This window comes from Pseudomonas sp. Sample_11 (assembly GCF_004307505.1).
Classification (GTDB): Bacteria; Pseudomonadota; Gammaproteobacteria; order Pseudomonadales; family Pseudomonadaceae; genus Aquipseudomonas; species Aquipseudomonas atacamensis.
In genome coordinates, this window is the sequence record NZ_RCOD01000053.1 from 44,767 (window position 1) to 59,740 (window position 14,974).

17 protein-coding genes are annotated in these 14,974 nt (G+C 60.4%); 11 read left to right on the top strand and 6 right to left on the bottom strand.

All coding sequences use genetic code 11. The annotated features are described in order from the left end of the window. Positions 1 to 3 precede the first annotated feature (3 nt). Positions 4 to 246: a DUF1652 domain-containing protein gene (locus D8U60_RS15385; protein WP_016775073.1), complete on the bottom strand. Its 243-nt coding sequence runs from the start codon at positions 244 to 246 to the stop codon at positions 4 to 6. Positions 247 to 350: 104 nt separating this feature from the next. After that, positions 351 to 1,250 carry a polysaccharide deacetylase family protein gene (locus tag D8U60_RS15390; RefSeq protein ID WP_130900422.1) on the bottom strand — a complete coding sequence of 300 codons (900 nt, stop codon included), beginning with the start codon at positions 1,248 to 1,250 and terminating at the stop codon, positions 351 to 353. A gap of 197 nt (positions 1,251 to 1,447) precedes the next feature. On the opposite strand from D8U60_RS15390, the gene D8U60_RS15395 reads away from it, so the two are divergent. Both D8U60_RS15395 and D8U60_RS15400 read left to right on the top strand, forming a co-directional pair. Continuing rightward, the gene (locus D8U60_RS15395) at positions 1,448 to 2,128 is read left to right on the top strand and encodes an SOS response-associated peptidase family protein (RefSeq protein ID WP_130900423.1); all 681 of its coding nucleotides are present in this window, start codon (positions 1,448 to 1,450) and stop codon (positions 2,126 to 2,128) included. Between the two features lie 263 nt (positions 2,129 to 2,391). Continuing rightward, entirely contained in the window at positions 2,392 to 2,664 is a 273-nt protein-coding gene (locus tag D8U60_RS15400; protein WP_016775076.1) for a hypothetical protein, read from the top strand. Positions 2,665 to 2,708: 44 nt separating this feature from the next. Here the strand turns inward: D8U60_RS15400 and D8U60_RS27660 are convergent, their stop codons facing one another. Beyond that, positions 2,709 to 2,852 carry a hypothetical protein gene (locus D8U60_RS27660; RefSeq protein WP_024013238.1) on the bottom strand — a complete coding sequence of 48 codons (144 nt, stop codon included), beginning with the start codon at positions 2,850 to 2,852 and terminating at the stop codon, positions 2,709 to 2,711. Between the two features lie 128 nt (positions 2,853 to 2,980). On the opposite strand from D8U60_RS27660, the gene D8U60_RS15405 reads away from it, so the two are divergent. After that, positions 2,981 to 3,367, top strand: coding sequence for a DUF2784 domain-containing protein (locus D8U60_RS15405; protein ID WP_024013239.1), 387 nt, complete (start codon positions 2,981 to 2,983; stop codon positions 3,365 to 3,367). On the opposite strand, the gene D8U60_RS15410 is transcribed toward D8U60_RS15405, so the two are convergent. Beyond that, positions 3,364 to 3,891, bottom strand: coding sequence for a DUF3087 domain-containing protein (locus D8U60_RS15410; RefSeq protein WP_130900424.1), 528 nt, complete (start codon positions 3,889 to 3,891; stop codon positions 3,364 to 3,366). The two genes, D8U60_RS15405 and D8U60_RS15410, sit on opposite strands and share 4 nt — an antisense overlap. Before the next feature lie 222 nt (positions 3,892 to 4,113). Here D8U60_RS15410 and ppnN point away from each other — a divergent pair, with 222 nt between their 5' ends. Beyond that, complete coding sequence (gene ppnN, locus D8U60_RS15415) at positions 4,114 to 5,487, top strand: nucleotide 5'-monophosphate nucleosidase PpnN (RefSeq protein ID WP_073471165.1); 1,374 nt, start codon at positions 4,114 to 4,116, stop codon at positions 5,485 to 5,487. 201 nt (positions 5,488 to 5,688) lie between these two features. Here the strand turns inward: ppnN and D8U60_RS15425 are convergent, their stop codons facing one another. Both D8U60_RS15425 and D8U60_RS15430 read right to left on the bottom strand, forming a co-directional pair. Continuing rightward, on the bottom strand, positions 5,689 to 7,092 hold the full coding sequence (locus D8U60_RS15425) for an FAD/NAD(P)-binding protein (RefSeq protein WP_130900425.1): 1,404 nt from the start codon (positions 7,090 to 7,092) through the stop codon (positions 5,689 to 5,691). Then, positions 7,093 to 7,656 (bottom strand): XRE family transcriptional regulator, encoded by a 564-nt coding sequence (locus D8U60_RS15430; protein ID WP_024013243.1) that lies wholly within the window; start codon positions 7,654 to 7,656, stop codon positions 7,093 to 7,095. Positions 7,657 to 7,741: 85 nt separating this feature from the next. Between D8U60_RS15430 and D8U60_RS15435 the strand changes: the two genes are divergently transcribed. From D8U60_RS15435 to D8U60_RS15465, 7 genes are all read left to right on the top strand, one after another. Then, positions 7,742 to 8,677: a DMT family transporter gene (locus tag D8U60_RS15435; protein WP_130900426.1), complete on the top strand. Its 936-nt coding sequence runs from the start codon at positions 7,742 to 7,744 to the stop codon at positions 8,675 to 8,677. Between the two features lie 170 nt (positions 8,678 to 8,847). Beyond that, positions 8,848 to 11,766, top strand: a complete 2,919-nt coding sequence (locus tag D8U60_RS15440) for a monovalent cation/H+ antiporter subunit A (protein WP_130900427.1) — start codon at positions 8,848 to 8,850, stop codon at positions 11,764 to 11,766. After that, a complete protein-coding gene (locus D8U60_RS15445) occupies positions 11,766 to 12,110 on the top strand; it encodes a Na+/H+ antiporter subunit C (protein ID WP_016775082.1) in 345 nt (114 codons plus the stop codon). The genes D8U60_RS15440 and D8U60_RS15445 overlap by 1 nt, the downstream gene beginning before the upstream one ends. Next, positions 12,107 to 13,786: a monovalent cation/H+ antiporter subunit D gene (locus tag D8U60_RS15450; RefSeq protein ID WP_122612510.1), complete on the top strand. Its 1,680-nt coding sequence runs from the start codon at positions 12,107 to 12,109 to the stop codon at positions 13,784 to 13,786. Before D8U60_RS15445 ends, D8U60_RS15450 begins: the two co-directional genes overlap by 4 nt. Further along, positions 13,783 to 14,271 (top strand): Na+/H+ antiporter subunit E, encoded by a 489-nt coding sequence (locus D8U60_RS15455; RefSeq protein WP_123442242.1) that lies wholly within the window; start codon positions 13,783 to 13,785, stop codon positions 14,269 to 14,271. The genes D8U60_RS15450 and D8U60_RS15455 overlap by 4 nt, the downstream gene beginning before the upstream one ends. Further along, positions 14,268 to 14,546 carry a K+/H+ antiporter subunit F gene (locus D8U60_RS15460; protein ID WP_016775085.1) on the top strand — a complete coding sequence of 93 codons (279 nt, stop codon included), beginning with the start codon at positions 14,268 to 14,270 and terminating at the stop codon, positions 14,544 to 14,546. Before D8U60_RS15455 ends, D8U60_RS15460 begins: the two co-directional genes overlap by 4 nt. After that, the gene (locus tag D8U60_RS15465) at positions 14,543 to 14,905 is read left to right on the top strand and encodes a Na+/H+ antiporter subunit G (protein WP_024013248.1); all 363 of its coding nucleotides are present in this window, start codon (positions 14,543 to 14,545) and stop codon (positions 14,903 to 14,905) included. Before D8U60_RS15460 ends, D8U60_RS15465 begins: the two co-directional genes overlap by 4 nt. Positions 14,906 to 14,974 lie beyond the last annotated feature (69 nt).

The window sequence follows — 14,974 nt, forward strand, 5'->3', positions numbered from 1 at the left end:
CGATTAGCCGGCGAACGCCCGGCGACCCGCGCTGATTTCCGTTCGCAACTCACCAATGAAATTGGAAATATCGCGAATCGTCACCAGATGCTCGGGAGAAACGCCGTCAAGCAACAACTCGACACGCCCACTGCCCGGCTCATACACCTTGATCCGCAACAGACCTTGTCCGGTCGGTGTGCAATCACACTTGAACGTGGGGAAGCCTGACTCGACGATCCGGCAAATATCGGCAATGGCAAGCATGGACGGGCGCCTCGCAGGCGGAGAATCGATCCATCGAGCATAGACCCACGGTGTGTTTATTGCCCGCCGGGAATGCCAAGCCGATCACAACTCACTCATGCCATTCAATGCGCGTCGTGATCCCAGATCCAGTTCCACATTCCGGGCAGATTCACCGGCTCAGCGCTTTGCTGAACCGTACGCGCCAACGCAGCTTTTTCCAGTGCGGCCTGATTGTCGTAGAACGGCTTGTCCGCCAGTCTGACCCCGGTCGCCGCCGCGCTATCGAGCAGAATCTGCAGATATTCGCGAGTGTGCCGCGCAGTGTAGCGATTAAGGTCATGGAACGTCACCACGACCGGAATTACGCCATCCACCATCGGCAATTGACCCACGGCGATACGCTCGCGCACTTCCGATAACTGCCGCAGCATGTTCGCCCGACGCCGAGGGCTGGCGTTGAAGCCCCAGATCTTGCCGTCGTTGGCACTCATGTCCGTGAGCAAGACATGCAAGCCGTGTTTTTGATAGGCCGCAAATGTGCGCTTGTCGTAGTTCCAGAACGGTGGGCGCAACAGCTTGGGCGGCGCTCCGGTAATAGCGGCGATGTCAGCACTGCCATCGGTCAGCGACTGCTCCAGTTCTTGCGGGTCGAGCGAGCGATGGTTGGTGTGCCAGTGAGTCGCAGTGTGGAAAGCGAGAATATGCCCCTCGGCGTGTTCACGACGCATCAGGCTGCGACCGATCTCGCTGTTGCCTGCCCTGGGTGCTCGGGTCTGCACGAAAAACACGGCTTTGATATTTGCCTGCAACGGATTGGTTTGGAGGCTGTCGAGCACCGTCGCCGTGGGATTCCACAACCCTGAAGCGCTGGGGCCATCGTCGAACGTCAGGAGAAAACGTACGGGGGCCTGGGCCATCAGGCGCGTTTCGGTTTGCGTGGTCATTTCAATCGGCGCGGCGATGCAACCGGCCAGACCGAGCGCGATGAGCGCAACACAAAGAAGTTTGCATCCGGATGTCATGTCTTGCCCTGAGGCCGAGGCCGTCGTGTTGTCGAATGGCTAAACACCCTCGCCTTTGTCCATCCCTGCGCGGCTATCCGCGAGCGCAGGTTGGATAAGGTACACAGGGTTTGGTTCCGGTGCTGCTTTCAGTGCGTCATCGGCCGGCACATTGGCAGGTCCGACTAGACTCAAATTTCCTCAAGGAGATTTCATCCATGTGCGGAAGACTCACGCAGTACCGTGGGATTCACGATTTCGTCGCGGTCTTGAGCATCCCGGATGCGTTGATCAATCACGTCGGCGATGCGCCACTGGATCGCTACAACGCGGCGCCCAGCACTGCCCTGGCGGTTCTGCATCAGCACGAGCAGGCCATTCATGCCGACAATCTGCGCTGGGGCTGGCGGCCGCATTGGGCCAGGGATCGTGCCCCACCAATCAACGCTCGGGTGGAGAAAGTCGCCCACGGCGCGTTCTTCCGGACGATCTGGCGGCAGCGGCTGATTGTGCCGGTCGACAACTGGTTTGAATGGGTCGATACCGGGGAAAAATCCCGCCAGCCCTGGTTGATTCGTCGGGCGGATCAGGCTCCGGTTTTCTGCGCTGGTATCGGCCAGTTTCCGGCACCGGGGGTTGCGCCGAGGGAGGACGACGGGTTCGTCATCATCACCGCTGACAGCCTGGGCGGCCTGCTCGATATTCACGATCGGCGCCCAGTGGTCTTCGATTCGGCGCGAGCTCGGGAATGGCTTGATCCGGCTACGCCACTGGAACGCGCCGAGCAGATGCTGCTGTTTGAAGGCGAGCCCAGTGAGGCCTTCGAATGGTACAAAGTCGGCAAAGCGGTCGGCAATACGCGTAATCAAAGTGCGCAATTGATAGAACGAGTCGACTAAATAATCCGTCCATCCTTGCGTTAATCAACCAACGTCGCCACTGAGTCCCCTGCGTTACAAAAAGTGTTTCAACCGCGATACAACGCCCGTAAAACAGCCGTTTGAGCGAATCAACCGCCTGTCAGACATTTCGACAGTCATACATACATTTTCCCGCGCTGCGGATAGCATGCGCGCCGCCTTTCCGATTGGTATACCAGTTGACCAAAGAGTCAAAGAAATCAGGAATCCATCAACAACTTTCAAGCCTTGCAGAGAAATAAGTGAGCGACGATTTTGCAATCAAACAGGTCAGCGGCCTGAAGTGTGTCCATCTGTCCAAGACAGAACGCCTGGAACTCGACTGTTTTATCGGCCATTACATCAAGACCCGAAACCTGCACAGCGTGCCCGATATCGAACGCACCCTGCGCAGCACCCTCGAGGGTTATCCCGGCCATCCGCCGGTGATGGTCAATGAGCTCAATGCGTGGATTGATCGAACATTGGGGTATCGCGCGACCTACCCGGATTTCACGCAGCTGGCAGACCTCTGAAACGCGAAGAGCCCCGCTGATGCGGGGCTCTTCATATGGGTTGTTCAAGGTTTCAGCGGACGCTCCTGATCGCGGTCCGACAACTCGCGGCTGTCATCGTGCTTCCAGGTTTTTTCCTGCCTCTTTTGCCGCTCGATTTCTTCTTCTGTTGGCTCATCATCTTCCGCACGCGTTTGCTCAGTTGCCATGTGCACCTCACCTCAGAACAGTTGATGATCGTTAAAGGGTAGAACACTTTTGCGCGCCCGAATTCACCAAGGAATTTTGTCCCGCGCGGCGTACCATAGCGCTATCCCCCTTATGTCAGGAAGACGCCATGCTGTACCGAATCGCCGCCGACGGGCTGGTGCTGTTTCACTTGTGTTTCATCTTGTTCGTGCTGTTCGGCGGGCTGCTGGTGCTGCGCTGGCCACGATTGATGTGGTTGCACTTGCCGGCGGCCGCATGGGGCGTGGCGGTCGAGGTGCTGCACCTGGCCTGTCCGTTGACCTACTGGGAAAACCTCATGCGCCACGCGGCCGGACAGACCGAATACGCCGGCGGCTTCATTGAGCATTACATCTGGCCGATCATCTACCCGGCCGGTCTGACGCCGCAGATTCAACTGGCCCTCGGCAGCGTGGTGCTGGCGGTCAACCTGTTGGTGTACGCACGACTGCTGCGCTCATGGAAATTGCGCCGCGCCCGGCGCATTCCGTTTTAACGCGAGGCCGGTTTCAACGTTTCCAGCCACTGCGGATCGAAGCGTGGCTGGTCAAAATCAAGTCCCTGCGCCTGCATCCGCGCCTTGTGCTGTTCCACTTCATCACGCAGTTGTCCATGATCGCTGGAGTTGCCGTCCAGCTCATGCATTTGCAGCAATCCGAGGTGATAGAAACGCAACACCTTCATCGCCGTCGGATCGTTGTTCTGCACCGCCGCTGTCACCTGATGCATGACATTGGTGATGCTCATCAGATTGCGCTTGAGGCGCCAGCTGTACACCGCCGGGGCCATCCAGGTCTGATGCCAGAAACGCCCGCGCAACAGCGCCGCCGTCAGCAGAAACGCCACGAATACGCCGCCGACATTGAAACGCAGGTTATCCCCGTCGGGTTCACCGAACACTGCCACCGCAACCGACGAAAACAGCATGGCCAGCAGCAGAAACAGCACGGCGATGATGATCGTGCTGCGGCGGGTCTGCTGACGAAAGGTAGCGGGGTCCATCGGCTGAATCTCGAACATCGAAAATGACTTCCTTGAGTGGCATAACGCGCAACGGAAAAAACTCGCCAGCGCATTATCGCATCGCACCGGGTTTTAGCTATGCTGGGGCTCCTTTTCATCTTTTCAAAGTCCAACGGGACATGGCGGTATAGCGCAGATCGTGCCATCTTCATTCATGGATACACACTATTCGGATGCCATCCGCTGCGTTGTGGATGACATCGTTTTAAGGATCACTGCATGACCCAACGACACGTAATCAATGCCTCGGTCAGTCCGAAAGGCAGTCTGGAAACCCTTTCTCAACGTGAAGTCCAGCAACTGAGCGAAGCCGGATCCGGCAGCACCTATACCCTCTTCCGCCAGTGCGCCCTGGCTATCCTCAACACCGGCGCGCATGTCGACAATGCCAAGACCATCCTCGAAGCCTACAAGGACTTCGAAATCCGTATTCACCAGCAGGATCGCGGCGTACGCCTGGAGCTGCTGAACGCTCCGGCCGACGCGTTCGTCGACGGCGAGATGATCGCCAGCACCCGCGAAATGCTCTTCAGCGCCCTGCGCGACATCGTCTACACCGAGAACGAACTCGACAGCCAGCGCATCGACCTGAGCAATTCCCAAGGCATCAGCGACTACGTGTTCCATCTGCTGCGCAACGCGCGCACCCTGCGCCCGGGCGTCGAGCCGAAAATCGTGGTGTGCTGGGGCGGCCACTCGATCAACACCGAAGAGTACAAATACACCAAGAAAGTCGGCCACGAACTGGGCCTGCGCAGCCTCGACATCTGCACCGGTTGCGGCCCTGGCGTGATGAAAGGCCCGATGAAAGGCGCGACCATTGCCCATGCCAAACAGCGCATTCACGGCGGTCGCTACCTCGGCCTGACCGAGCCAGGCATCATCGCCGCCGAAGCGCCGAACCCGATCGTCAATGAGCTGGTGATCCTGCCGGACATCGAAAAGCGTCTGGAAGCCTTCGTCCGTGTCGGCCACGGCATCATCATTTTCCCGGGCGGCGCCGGTACGGCCGAAGAGTTCCTCTACCTGCTCGGCATCCTGATGCACCCGGACAACGCAGGCCTGCCCTTCCCGGTCATCCTCACCGGGCCGAAGCATGCCGCGCCGTATCTGGAACAGCTGGATGCGTTCGTCATCGCGACCCTCGGCGAAGCGGCGAAGCAGCATTACGAGATCATCATCGACGACCCGGCCGAAGTGGCGCGGCAGATGACTCAAGGCCTGAAAGCGGTGAAGCAATTCCGCCGCGAGCGTAACGATGCGTTCCATTTCAACTGGCTGTTGAAAATCGATGAAGGCTTCCAGCGCCCGTTCGATCCAACCCACGAAAACATGGCCAACCTGAAACTGCATCGCGACCAGCCACCGCATGAACTGGCGGCCAATCTGCGTCGGGCGTTTTCCGGGATCGTCGCCGGTAACGTCAAGGACAAAGGCATTCGCCTGATCGAAGAGCACGGGCCGTATCAGATCCGTGGTGATGCGGCGATCATGCAGCCGCTTGATGCGCTGCTAAAGGCATTCGTCGCCCAGCACCGGATGAAGTTGCCGGGTGGCGCGGCGTATGTGCCGTGCTATCGCGTCGTCGCGTAATTTCAAGTCGTAACGCACACCCATTGTGGGAGCTGGCTTGCCAGCGATAGCGGTCTTTCATTCAACAGAGACGTTGAATCAGATGACGCTTTCGCGAGCAAGCTCGCTCCCACAGGATTTATGGTGTGGCGCAAATTGTAGTCACAACCTCAATCCCCCTGTGGGAGCAAGCCTGCTCGCGAAGAAGCCCGAAAGAACACATCAATCTTTCGGGCTATCCACCAACCGCCGAGCCAACGCTTTAGCCTGTGCAGCGACGTCCGTCACCGCCGTACTTTCCCACCACATCCCGCGCAACGGCGGGCCCATGGCGAACAACCGAGCGCTCACCTGCCCTTCGGCATCCACCACTGCGCCGTCCTTTGCTGTGATCCCCAGCGCCAGCGGCCCCGGTTGCACCAGTCCCCGCGCGAGCAATTGCTGCGGCAACGGTCGTGCGACTCGCCGCCAGTCGTATTCGATACCGCTGGAGTTGATCAGCGCCGCACCGCTGACCACGCCTGTTTCAGTCTCACCCCGCGGACGGATGCGAATGGTCACAGCATCGCCCGCGCCGGGCTCAATCCCCTTGAACGACGCGGCGTGAATGCGCAAGCGCCCTTGCTTGTGCAGCCGTTCGATCAACTCGGCGCTCAGTGGCGGCGAACGATGGTGATGACTCTCCCACCATGGCCGTACATGCCGTACGAATTGTCGACGCTGCACGTCAGTCGCCTGACTCCACAACCGCGCGATGTGCGCGCGAACCGTATCCAGCGGCGCCTGCCAGTCGATGCCTTGGGCGACTGCGTCGCGACAATGTCGACGCAACTCGCGCAGCAACTGGCGGGGCGTACGAATGTTGTGATCTGCTGCCAGAAAATCCACCCACGCCGGCGGTTGACGGCGCACGTGCGGCAGCAGGCCATGCCGGGAGAACACCTCAATCGGCCCGCGATGCCCGGCCTGCTCCAGCGACACCACGGCATCGACCATGGTCAGACCGGAGCCGATGATCAGCACGGTGGACTGCGGGTCGATTTCGCGCATGGCCGCCACATCCCAGGGATCGAGCGCTGCGGCGTTAAGGCCACTGGATTGCGTCTGCGGCGTGCGGGCGGCGGGAAACATGCCGGTGGCCAGCACGGCCAGCGATCCACGCAGAGTCTGGCCATCGCTCAAGGTGAGCTGCACTGAACCAGCATTAACTTGAAGGTCGACGGCTTCAGCACAAATATGTTCAACGGTCGAACCTTGCAGAGCCCCCACTGCCCTGGCTTCGGCCAGACGCTGTTGCACATAGACCCCGAACAGGCCACGCGGCGGAAACAGCTCACTGACCGGCACGTCCTGCTCGGCAGATTCCGGCCAGCCGCCGCCGGCAATATGCGCCGTCAGCCACTGCGTCAGATCATCAGGATTATCCGGGTCGACGCTCATCCGCGCCGCGTTGCCGTTCAGCGTATGTCCCAACTCGACTGCGCTGTAAGCCTCGCCACGTCCCAGTTCAGCACGCGGCTCGATAATCGCAATTCGTCGTTGCCCAGGCAGGCGTAACAATTGCACCGCCAGCATGGTGCCACTGAGGCCGCCGCCGATGATCAGGATGTCCGCAGGCTGTTCCATTCAGATCACCACATTACGCACGAACCGCGCAGCCACATCGCCATCGTTGCGGTAGGCATGCGGTTGATTGCTGGCGAACATGAAAAACTCTCCTTTATTGATGTGCTGCGCCTGATCGCCGAGCATCAGTGTCAGGCATCCTTCAAATACGTAGATCTGCTCGCTCCAGCCATCGGCGTCCGGTTGCGACGGATAAACTTCGCCCGGTTGCAGACACCATTCCCATTGCTCGACTTCGCGGCTCGCGGTGGCTTTGGACAGTAGCACGGCTCTGCTGCCGGGAATCGTGCCCGCCCAGGCAACCTCATTGATCCGGCTCGGATCGCGCGCATCGTGCGCTTGGATCAGATCGCTGAAGGCAACGTCAAGCGCTTCGGCAACGCGATCAAGCGTGGTCAGGCTGACATTCTTTTCGCCTGCCTCGATTGCTACCAGCATCCGTCGGCTCACCCCGGATTTTTCCGCCAGTGCGGTCTGGCTCATATCCGCAGCATGGCGCAAGCGTCGAACGTTCTGGCTGACGTGTTGCAGAACGGAGGCTCGCTGAGTCAAATCTTTGTGCACTATATTGCTCACTCGGTGGGGTTGGGCAGTATACTGCGCAACATTGGCGGCATTGTGCGGCCTCCCTTTTAATGTGCGCAAGGTCATGATGTCGCCAAACAATTCTGCGTCCCCAATCCGCTTCTCCCGCTTCAGCAAAGCCGAGTGCGTGCTGGTGCTGATTACCATGATCTGGGGCGGCACGTTTCTGATTGTGCAACATGCCATGACGGTCAGTGGCCCGATGTTTTTCGTCGGGCTGCGCTTCGCCGCAGCGGCGGCGATCGTGGCGATGTTTTCCTGGCGGCACTTGCGCGAGTTGACCTTGTTCGAAGTCAAGGCAGGGTCGTTCATCGGTGTAGCGATCATGCTTGGTTATGGCTTGCAGACGGTCGGGCTGCAAAGCATTCCGAGCAGTCAGTCGGCGTTCATTACCGCGCTCTATGTACCGTTTGTGCCGCTGCTGCAATGGCTGGTGCTGGGACGGCGTCCGGGGTTGATGCCAAGTATCGGCATCATGCTGGCGTTTACCGGATTGATGTTGTTGTCAGGCCCCTCTGGGGCGGCGCTGAATTTCAGTCCCGGAGAAATTGCGACATTGATCAGCGCCGTTGCGATTGCAGCTGAAATCATTTTGATCAGCACTTTCGCCGGGCAGGTGGATGTGCGGCGAGTGACGGTGGTGCAACTGGCGGTGACGGCGGTGTTGTCGTTCTTGCTGGTGGTGCCGACCGGTGAAGTGATTCCGGATTTTTCCTGGTTGTTGCTGGCGACGGCTTTGGGCCTGGGCGCGGCGAGTGCGGCGATTCAGGTAGCGATGAACTGGGCACAGAAGAGTGTTTCGCCGACTCGGGCGACGTTGATCTATGCGGGTGAACCGGTGTGGGCCGGGATTGTCGGACGGATTGCCGGGGAGCGCTTGCCGGCAATTGCGCTGGTTGGGGCCGGGTTGATTGTTGCGGCGGTGATTATCAGTGAGCTGAAGACCAAGGGAAGGTCTACCGAGGCAGGAGCTGAGCTGGAGCGGGAAACGCAGGGGTGACCCGCAATCTCTTCTGGCTGCTCGCGAAAGCGCTGCTCCATCGTTACCTCTGAAACAACGCCAAACACACAATTCCCAACTACTTTGTAGGATTCTGAGACATCCTCGCGTTTGGTGATCAGGGAGCTGGCACGTATGATGCTTCACAAACTTCCGCAGATTAGAAGCCTATGTCCCTGATAGTTCTACTGCTTCTGCCGTTCGTTGGCAGCTGTCTGGCAGCGGTGCTGCCGCACAATGCGCGTAATGCCGAATCCCTGCTGGCGGGCCTGGTCGCTTTGATCGGTACCGTTCAAGTCGCGTTGCTGTACCCGCAAATCACCTACGGCGGCGTGATCCGCGAAGAATTCATGTGGTTGCCGAGTCTGGGGCTGAACTTCGTTCTGCGCATGGACGGCTTCGCCTGGCTGTTCTCGATGCTGGTGCTCGGCATCGGCACACTTGTCTCTTTATATGCCCGTTACTACATGTCGCCGGACGACCCGGTGCCACGCTTCTTCGCGTTTTTTCTGGCATTCATGGGCGCCATGCTTGGCCTGGTGATCTCCGGCAATCTGATTCAGATCGTGTTTTTCTGGGAGCTGACCAGCCTCTTCTCGTTCCTGCTGATCGGCTACTGGCACCACCGCGCCGATGCGCGGCGCGGTGCTTATATGGCGCTGATGGTCACCGGTGCTGGCGGGTTATGTCTGCTGGCGGGGGTCATGATTCTCGGCCATGTCGTCGGCAGCTATGACCTGGACAAGGTCCTGGCCGCCGGCGATCTGATTCGCGCACATGCCCTCTACCCCGTTCTCCTGCCACTCATCCTGATCGGCGCGCTGAGCAAAAGCGCGCAGTTCCCGTTTCACTTCTGGCTGCCCCACGCGATGGCGGCACCGACGCCCGTCTCGGCCTATCTGCACTCGGCGACCATGGTCAAGGCCGGGGTTTTCCTTTTGGCACGTCTGTGGCCGTCGCTGTCCGGCAGTGAGGAATGGTTCTACATCGTCAGCGGAGCGGGCGCCTGTACGCTGTTGCTCGGCGCGTACTGCGCCATGTTCCAGAACGATCTCAAAGGTTTGCTGGCCTACTCGACCATCAGCCATCTCGGTCTGATCACTTTGCTCCTGGGCCTGAACAGTTCACTGGCCGCGGTGGCGGCGGTGTTTCACATTCTCAATCACGCGACGTTCAAAGCTTCGCTGTTCATGGCCGCCGGCATCATTGACCACGAAAGCGGTACCCGTGACATTCGCAAACTCAGCGGCCTGATCAAGCTGATCCCCTATACGGCAACACTGGCCATGGTCGCCAGTGCCTCGATGGCCGGCGTGCCGCTGCTCAACGGTTTCCTGTCGAAAGAAATGTTCTTCGCCGAAACCGTGTTCATCAACGCCACGGCGTGGGTCGAAACCACTCTGCCGATCGTCGCGACCATCGCCGGCATGTTCAGCGTGGCCTACTCCCTGCGTTTCACCGTCGACGTGTTCTTCGGCCCCACCGCCACTGACCTGCCGCACACGCCGCACGAGCCGCCACGCTGGATGCGCGCACCCGTCGAGTTGCTGGTCTTCACCTGCCTGCTGGTGGGGATTTTCCCGGCGCAGATCGTCGGGCCACTGCTCGCCGCTGCAGCGCTGCCCGTAGTTGGCGGGGAGTTGCCGGAATACAGCCTGGCCATCTGGCACGGCTTGAACGCGCCGATGATCATGAGCCTGATCGCCATGTCCGGCGGCATCCTCCTCTATCTGCTGCTGCGCAAGCAGTTCAAGCTGGGCCGTTTCAAGTACCCGCCGCTGGTGGGCCGCTTCAACGGCAAGCGTTTGTTCGAACGCAGTCTGGTCGTAATGATGCGCATCGCCCGGCGCGTCGAGCGGCGCCTGGGCACCAAGCGTTTGCAGATGCAGCTGTTCCTGATGGTTTCGGCCGCGGTGCTCGCCGGTCTGATCCCGATGCTGCACAGCACGCTGACCTGGGGCGACCGGCCGAAAATCCCCGGATCCATTGTCTTCGTGACCCTGTGGCTGCTGGCGATCGCCTGTGCGCTTGGCGCCGCTTGGCAGGCGAAATATCACCGTCTCGCCGCCCTGACCATGGTCAGCGTCTGCGGCTTGATGACCTGCGTGACCTTTGTCTGGTTCTCGGCGCCTGATCTGGCGCTGACGCAACTGGCAGTCGAAGTGGTGACCACGGTGTTGATCCTGCTTGGCCTGCGCTGGTTGCCGCGACGTATCGAAGAAGTCTCACCACTGCCAAGTAGCCTGCGCAAGGCGCGTATTCGTCGTCTGCGCGATTTGCTGCTGTCGATTGCCGTCGGCGCCGGCATGGCCCTGCTGTCCTACGCCATGCTCACCCGGCAGACGCCGAACCATATTTCCTCGTTCTACCTCAGTCGCGCCCTGCCCGAGGGCGGCGGCAGCAATGTGGTCAACGTGATGCTGGTGGACTTCCGTGGTTTCGATACCCTCGGCGAAATCACCGTGCTGGCCGCCGTGGCGCTCACCGTGTTCGCCCTGCTGCGGCGCTTCCGTCCGCCGAAGGAAAGCTTGCAGTTGCCGGCCCAGCAACGTCTGCTCGCGCCGGACGTGGTCACCGATCTGGTCAACCCGCGTTCGGCCAGCGACACCGCGCTCGGCTTCATGATGGTGCCGGCGGTACTGGTGCGCCTGCTGCTGCCTGTCGCCCTGGTGGTCTCGTTTTATCTGTTCATGCGCGGGCACAATCAGCCGGGCGGCGGCTTTGTCGCCGGGCTGGTGATGTCGGTGGCCTTTATCCTGCAATACATGGTTGCCGGCACGCAGTGGGTCGAAGCACAAATGAGCCTGCGGCCATTGCGCTGGATGGGCACCGGGCTGCTGTTCGCCACTGCCACCGGTCTCGGTGCGCTACTTGCCGGTTATCCGTTCCTGACCACTCACACCTGGCACATCAGCGTGCCGTTGCTCGGTGATATCCATATCGCCAGTGCGCTGTTCTTCGACGTCGGCGTGTACGCCGTGGTGGTCGGATCGACGTTGTTGATCCTCACCGCCCTCGCCCACCAATCGGTGCGCGGCCACAAGACGGCCTCGCTGCCCAAGTCCGTCGCCAGCAAAGGAGCCGTCTGATGGAAGAAGTCATCGCAATCGCCATCGGCATTCTTGCCGCGTCCGGGGTCTGGCTGATCCTGCGCCCGCGAACCTTTCAGGTGGTCATGGGCCTGTGCCTGCTGTCATATGCAGTCAACCTGTTCATTTTCAGCATGGGTAGCCTGTTCATCGGCAAGGAACCGGTGATCAAGGACGGCGTGACCCAGGACTTGCTGCATTACACCGACCCGCTGCCCCAGGCGCTGGTACTGACGGCGATCGTCATCAGCTTCGCCATGACCGCACTGTTCCTCGTCGTATTGCTCGCCTCGCGCGGCCTGACCGGCACCGACCACGTCGACGGCCGGGAGCCTAAAGAATGATGGCGATGACTCACCTGATCGCCGCACCGATCCTGCTGCCGCTGCTGACCGCGGCGATCATGCTGATGCTGGGCGAGAAGCACCGGCCGCTGAAGGCGAAAATCAACTTGTTCTCCAGCCTCCTCGGCCTGTTCATTTCAGTGATGCTGCTGCAATGGACGCAGACCACCGGCGTACCCGGCTCCATCGGTGTGTACCTGCCGGGCAACTGGCAGGCACCGTTCGGCATCGTTCTGGTGGTTGATCGCCTGTCGGCATTGATGCTGGTGCTGACCGGCGTCATCGGCGTCAGCGCGTTGCTGTTTGCCATGGCCCGCTGGGACGGCGCCGGCTCAAGCTTTCACGCTCTGTTCCAGATCCAGCTGATGGGCCTGTACGGCGCGTTCCTGACCGCGGATCTGTTCAACCTGTTCGTGTTCTTCGAAGTGTTGCTCGCCGCGTCCTACGGCTTATTGCTGCACGGCTCTGGCCGGGCGCGGGTATCGTCGGGGTTGCATTACATTTCGATCAACCTGCTGGCATCGTCACTGTTTTTGATCGGCGCTGCGTTGATCTACGGGGTGACCGGCACGCTGAACATGGCCGATCTGGCGATGAAGATCCCGCTGGTGCCGGAAGCCGACCGTGGCTTGCTGCACGCTGGGGCAGGGATTCTAGCGGTAGCGTTTCTGGCCAAGGCTGGCATGTGGCCGCTGAATTTCTGGCTGGTGCCGGCTTATTCATCCGCCAGCGCGCCGGTGGCGGCGATGTTTGCGATCATGACCAAGGTCGGCGTCTACACCCTGCTGCGCTTGTGGACCCTGTTGTTTTCCGGCCAGGCCGGCGCCTCGGCATTCTTCGGCGGCGACTGGCTGATTTACGGCGGCATGGCGACCATGGCTTGCGCAGGGCTGGCGATTATCGCCGCGCAACGCCTGGAGCGCATGGCCAGCCTGAGCATTCTGGTGTCGGCGGGGATCCTGCTCTCGGCGATCGGTTTCGCCCAGCCGAACCTGATCGGCGCTGCGCTGTTCTATCTGGTCAGCTCGACCCTGGCGCTGAGCGCATTGTTCATGCTTGCCGAACTGATCGAGCGCTCGCGCTCGGCCAACGAGATTCCCCTCGAGGACGAAAGCGAACTTCTGCCGCGTCCACAGGAATCCCTGCAACCGCCCAAGGGCATCAACCTCGACGACGAGCAGAAAGCCGTGGTCGGCCAAGTCATCCCTTGGACCATGGCCTTTCTCGGTTTGAGCTTCATTGCCTGCGCGCTGTTGATCATCGGCATGCCACCGCTGTCCGGGTTCATCGGCAAGCTCAGCCTGATCGGGGCATTGCTCAACCCGTTGGGACTTGGCACTGCGGCGCCGCTGTCTCCCGGCGCATGGGGATTGCTGGCGCTGTTGATCCTGACCGGTCTGGCCTCGCTGATGGCCTTCTCGCGCCTCGGCATTCAGCGCTTCTGGACGCCGGAAGAGCGCCCGTCACCATTGCTGCGCAAACTCGAATGCGCGCCGATTTTCCTGCTGCTCGGGCTGAGCATTGCCCTTACGTTCAAGGCTGAACCGCTGCTGCGCTACACCCAGGCCACGGCCGATGCGCTGAACAATCCGCAGCAATATGTGTTCGCAGTTCTAGGCACTCGGGCGGTGCCGAGCCCGCAAGCCAGAGCCGACATGCTCGAGGTGCAGCCATGAATCGACTGTTCCCGGCTCCGTGGTTATCGCTGGCCCTGTGGATTCTGTGGCTGACCCTGAACCTGTCCGTCAGCCCGGGCAATCTGCTGCTCGGTGCCGCGCTGGGTCTCGCTGCGCCGCTGATGATGCGCAAATTGCGGCCGAAACGTGCGCGCATCCGCAACCCCATCGCCATCCTGCGTCTGTTCTTCCTGGTCGGCCGCGACGTCATCATGTCCAACCTGATCGTCGCCTGGGGCGTAGTCAACGCCGGACGCCGTCCGCCCAACTCATGCTTTATCAAGGTGCCGCTGGATCTGCGCGATGCTCATGGTCTGGCGGCACTGGCAATGATCTGCACTGTGGTGCCCGGTACCGTATGGTCAGAACTGGCGCTGGACCGCAGCGTTCTATTGCTGCACGTCTGGGATCTGCACGACGAAGCGCAGTTCATCGAGCACTTCAAAAGCACTTACGAGCGACCGTTGATGGAGATTTTCGAATGAGCCCATTGCTGTCGAATGCGATTCTGCTGACGCTGTTTCTGTACTGCGTGGCGATGGCGCTGACCCTGGTGCGCCTGTTCAAAGGCCCGTCAGCTCAGGATCGGGTACTGGCGCTGGATTACCTGTATATCGTCGCGATGCTGATGATGCTGACCCTGGGCATTCGTTACGCCAGTGATACCTACTTCGAAGCGGCGCTGCTGATCGCGCTGTTCGGCTTCGTCGGCTCCTTTGCCCTGGCGAAATTCCTGCTGCGTGGCGAGGTGATCGAATGAATACCGAATTGTCTTTGTGGGTCGAGATTCCGGTGGCGGTGCTGCTGGTGCTCAGCGGCGTGTTTACCCTGCTGGGCGCAACAGGATTGCTGCGCATGAAGGATTACTTCCAGCGTATGCACCCGCCAGCGCTGGCCTCGACACTCGGTGCCTGGTGTGTGGCACTGGCGTCGATCATCTGCTTTTCGGCATTGAAATCCGCACCAGTGGTGCATGCCTGGTTGATTCCGGTCCTGTTGGCGATCACCGTGCCGGTGACCACCCTGCTGCTGGCGCGGGCGGCGTTGTTCCGCAAGCGGATGGCCGGGGATGATGTGCCGGCTGAGGTGAGCAGTCGTCAGACTGAAAGTGGTAACTGATGATCATGTGGCGCCGGTGATGGCGCCATCGCTACAGTAGGAATGCGCTCTCCCATGTGGGGAGCGAGC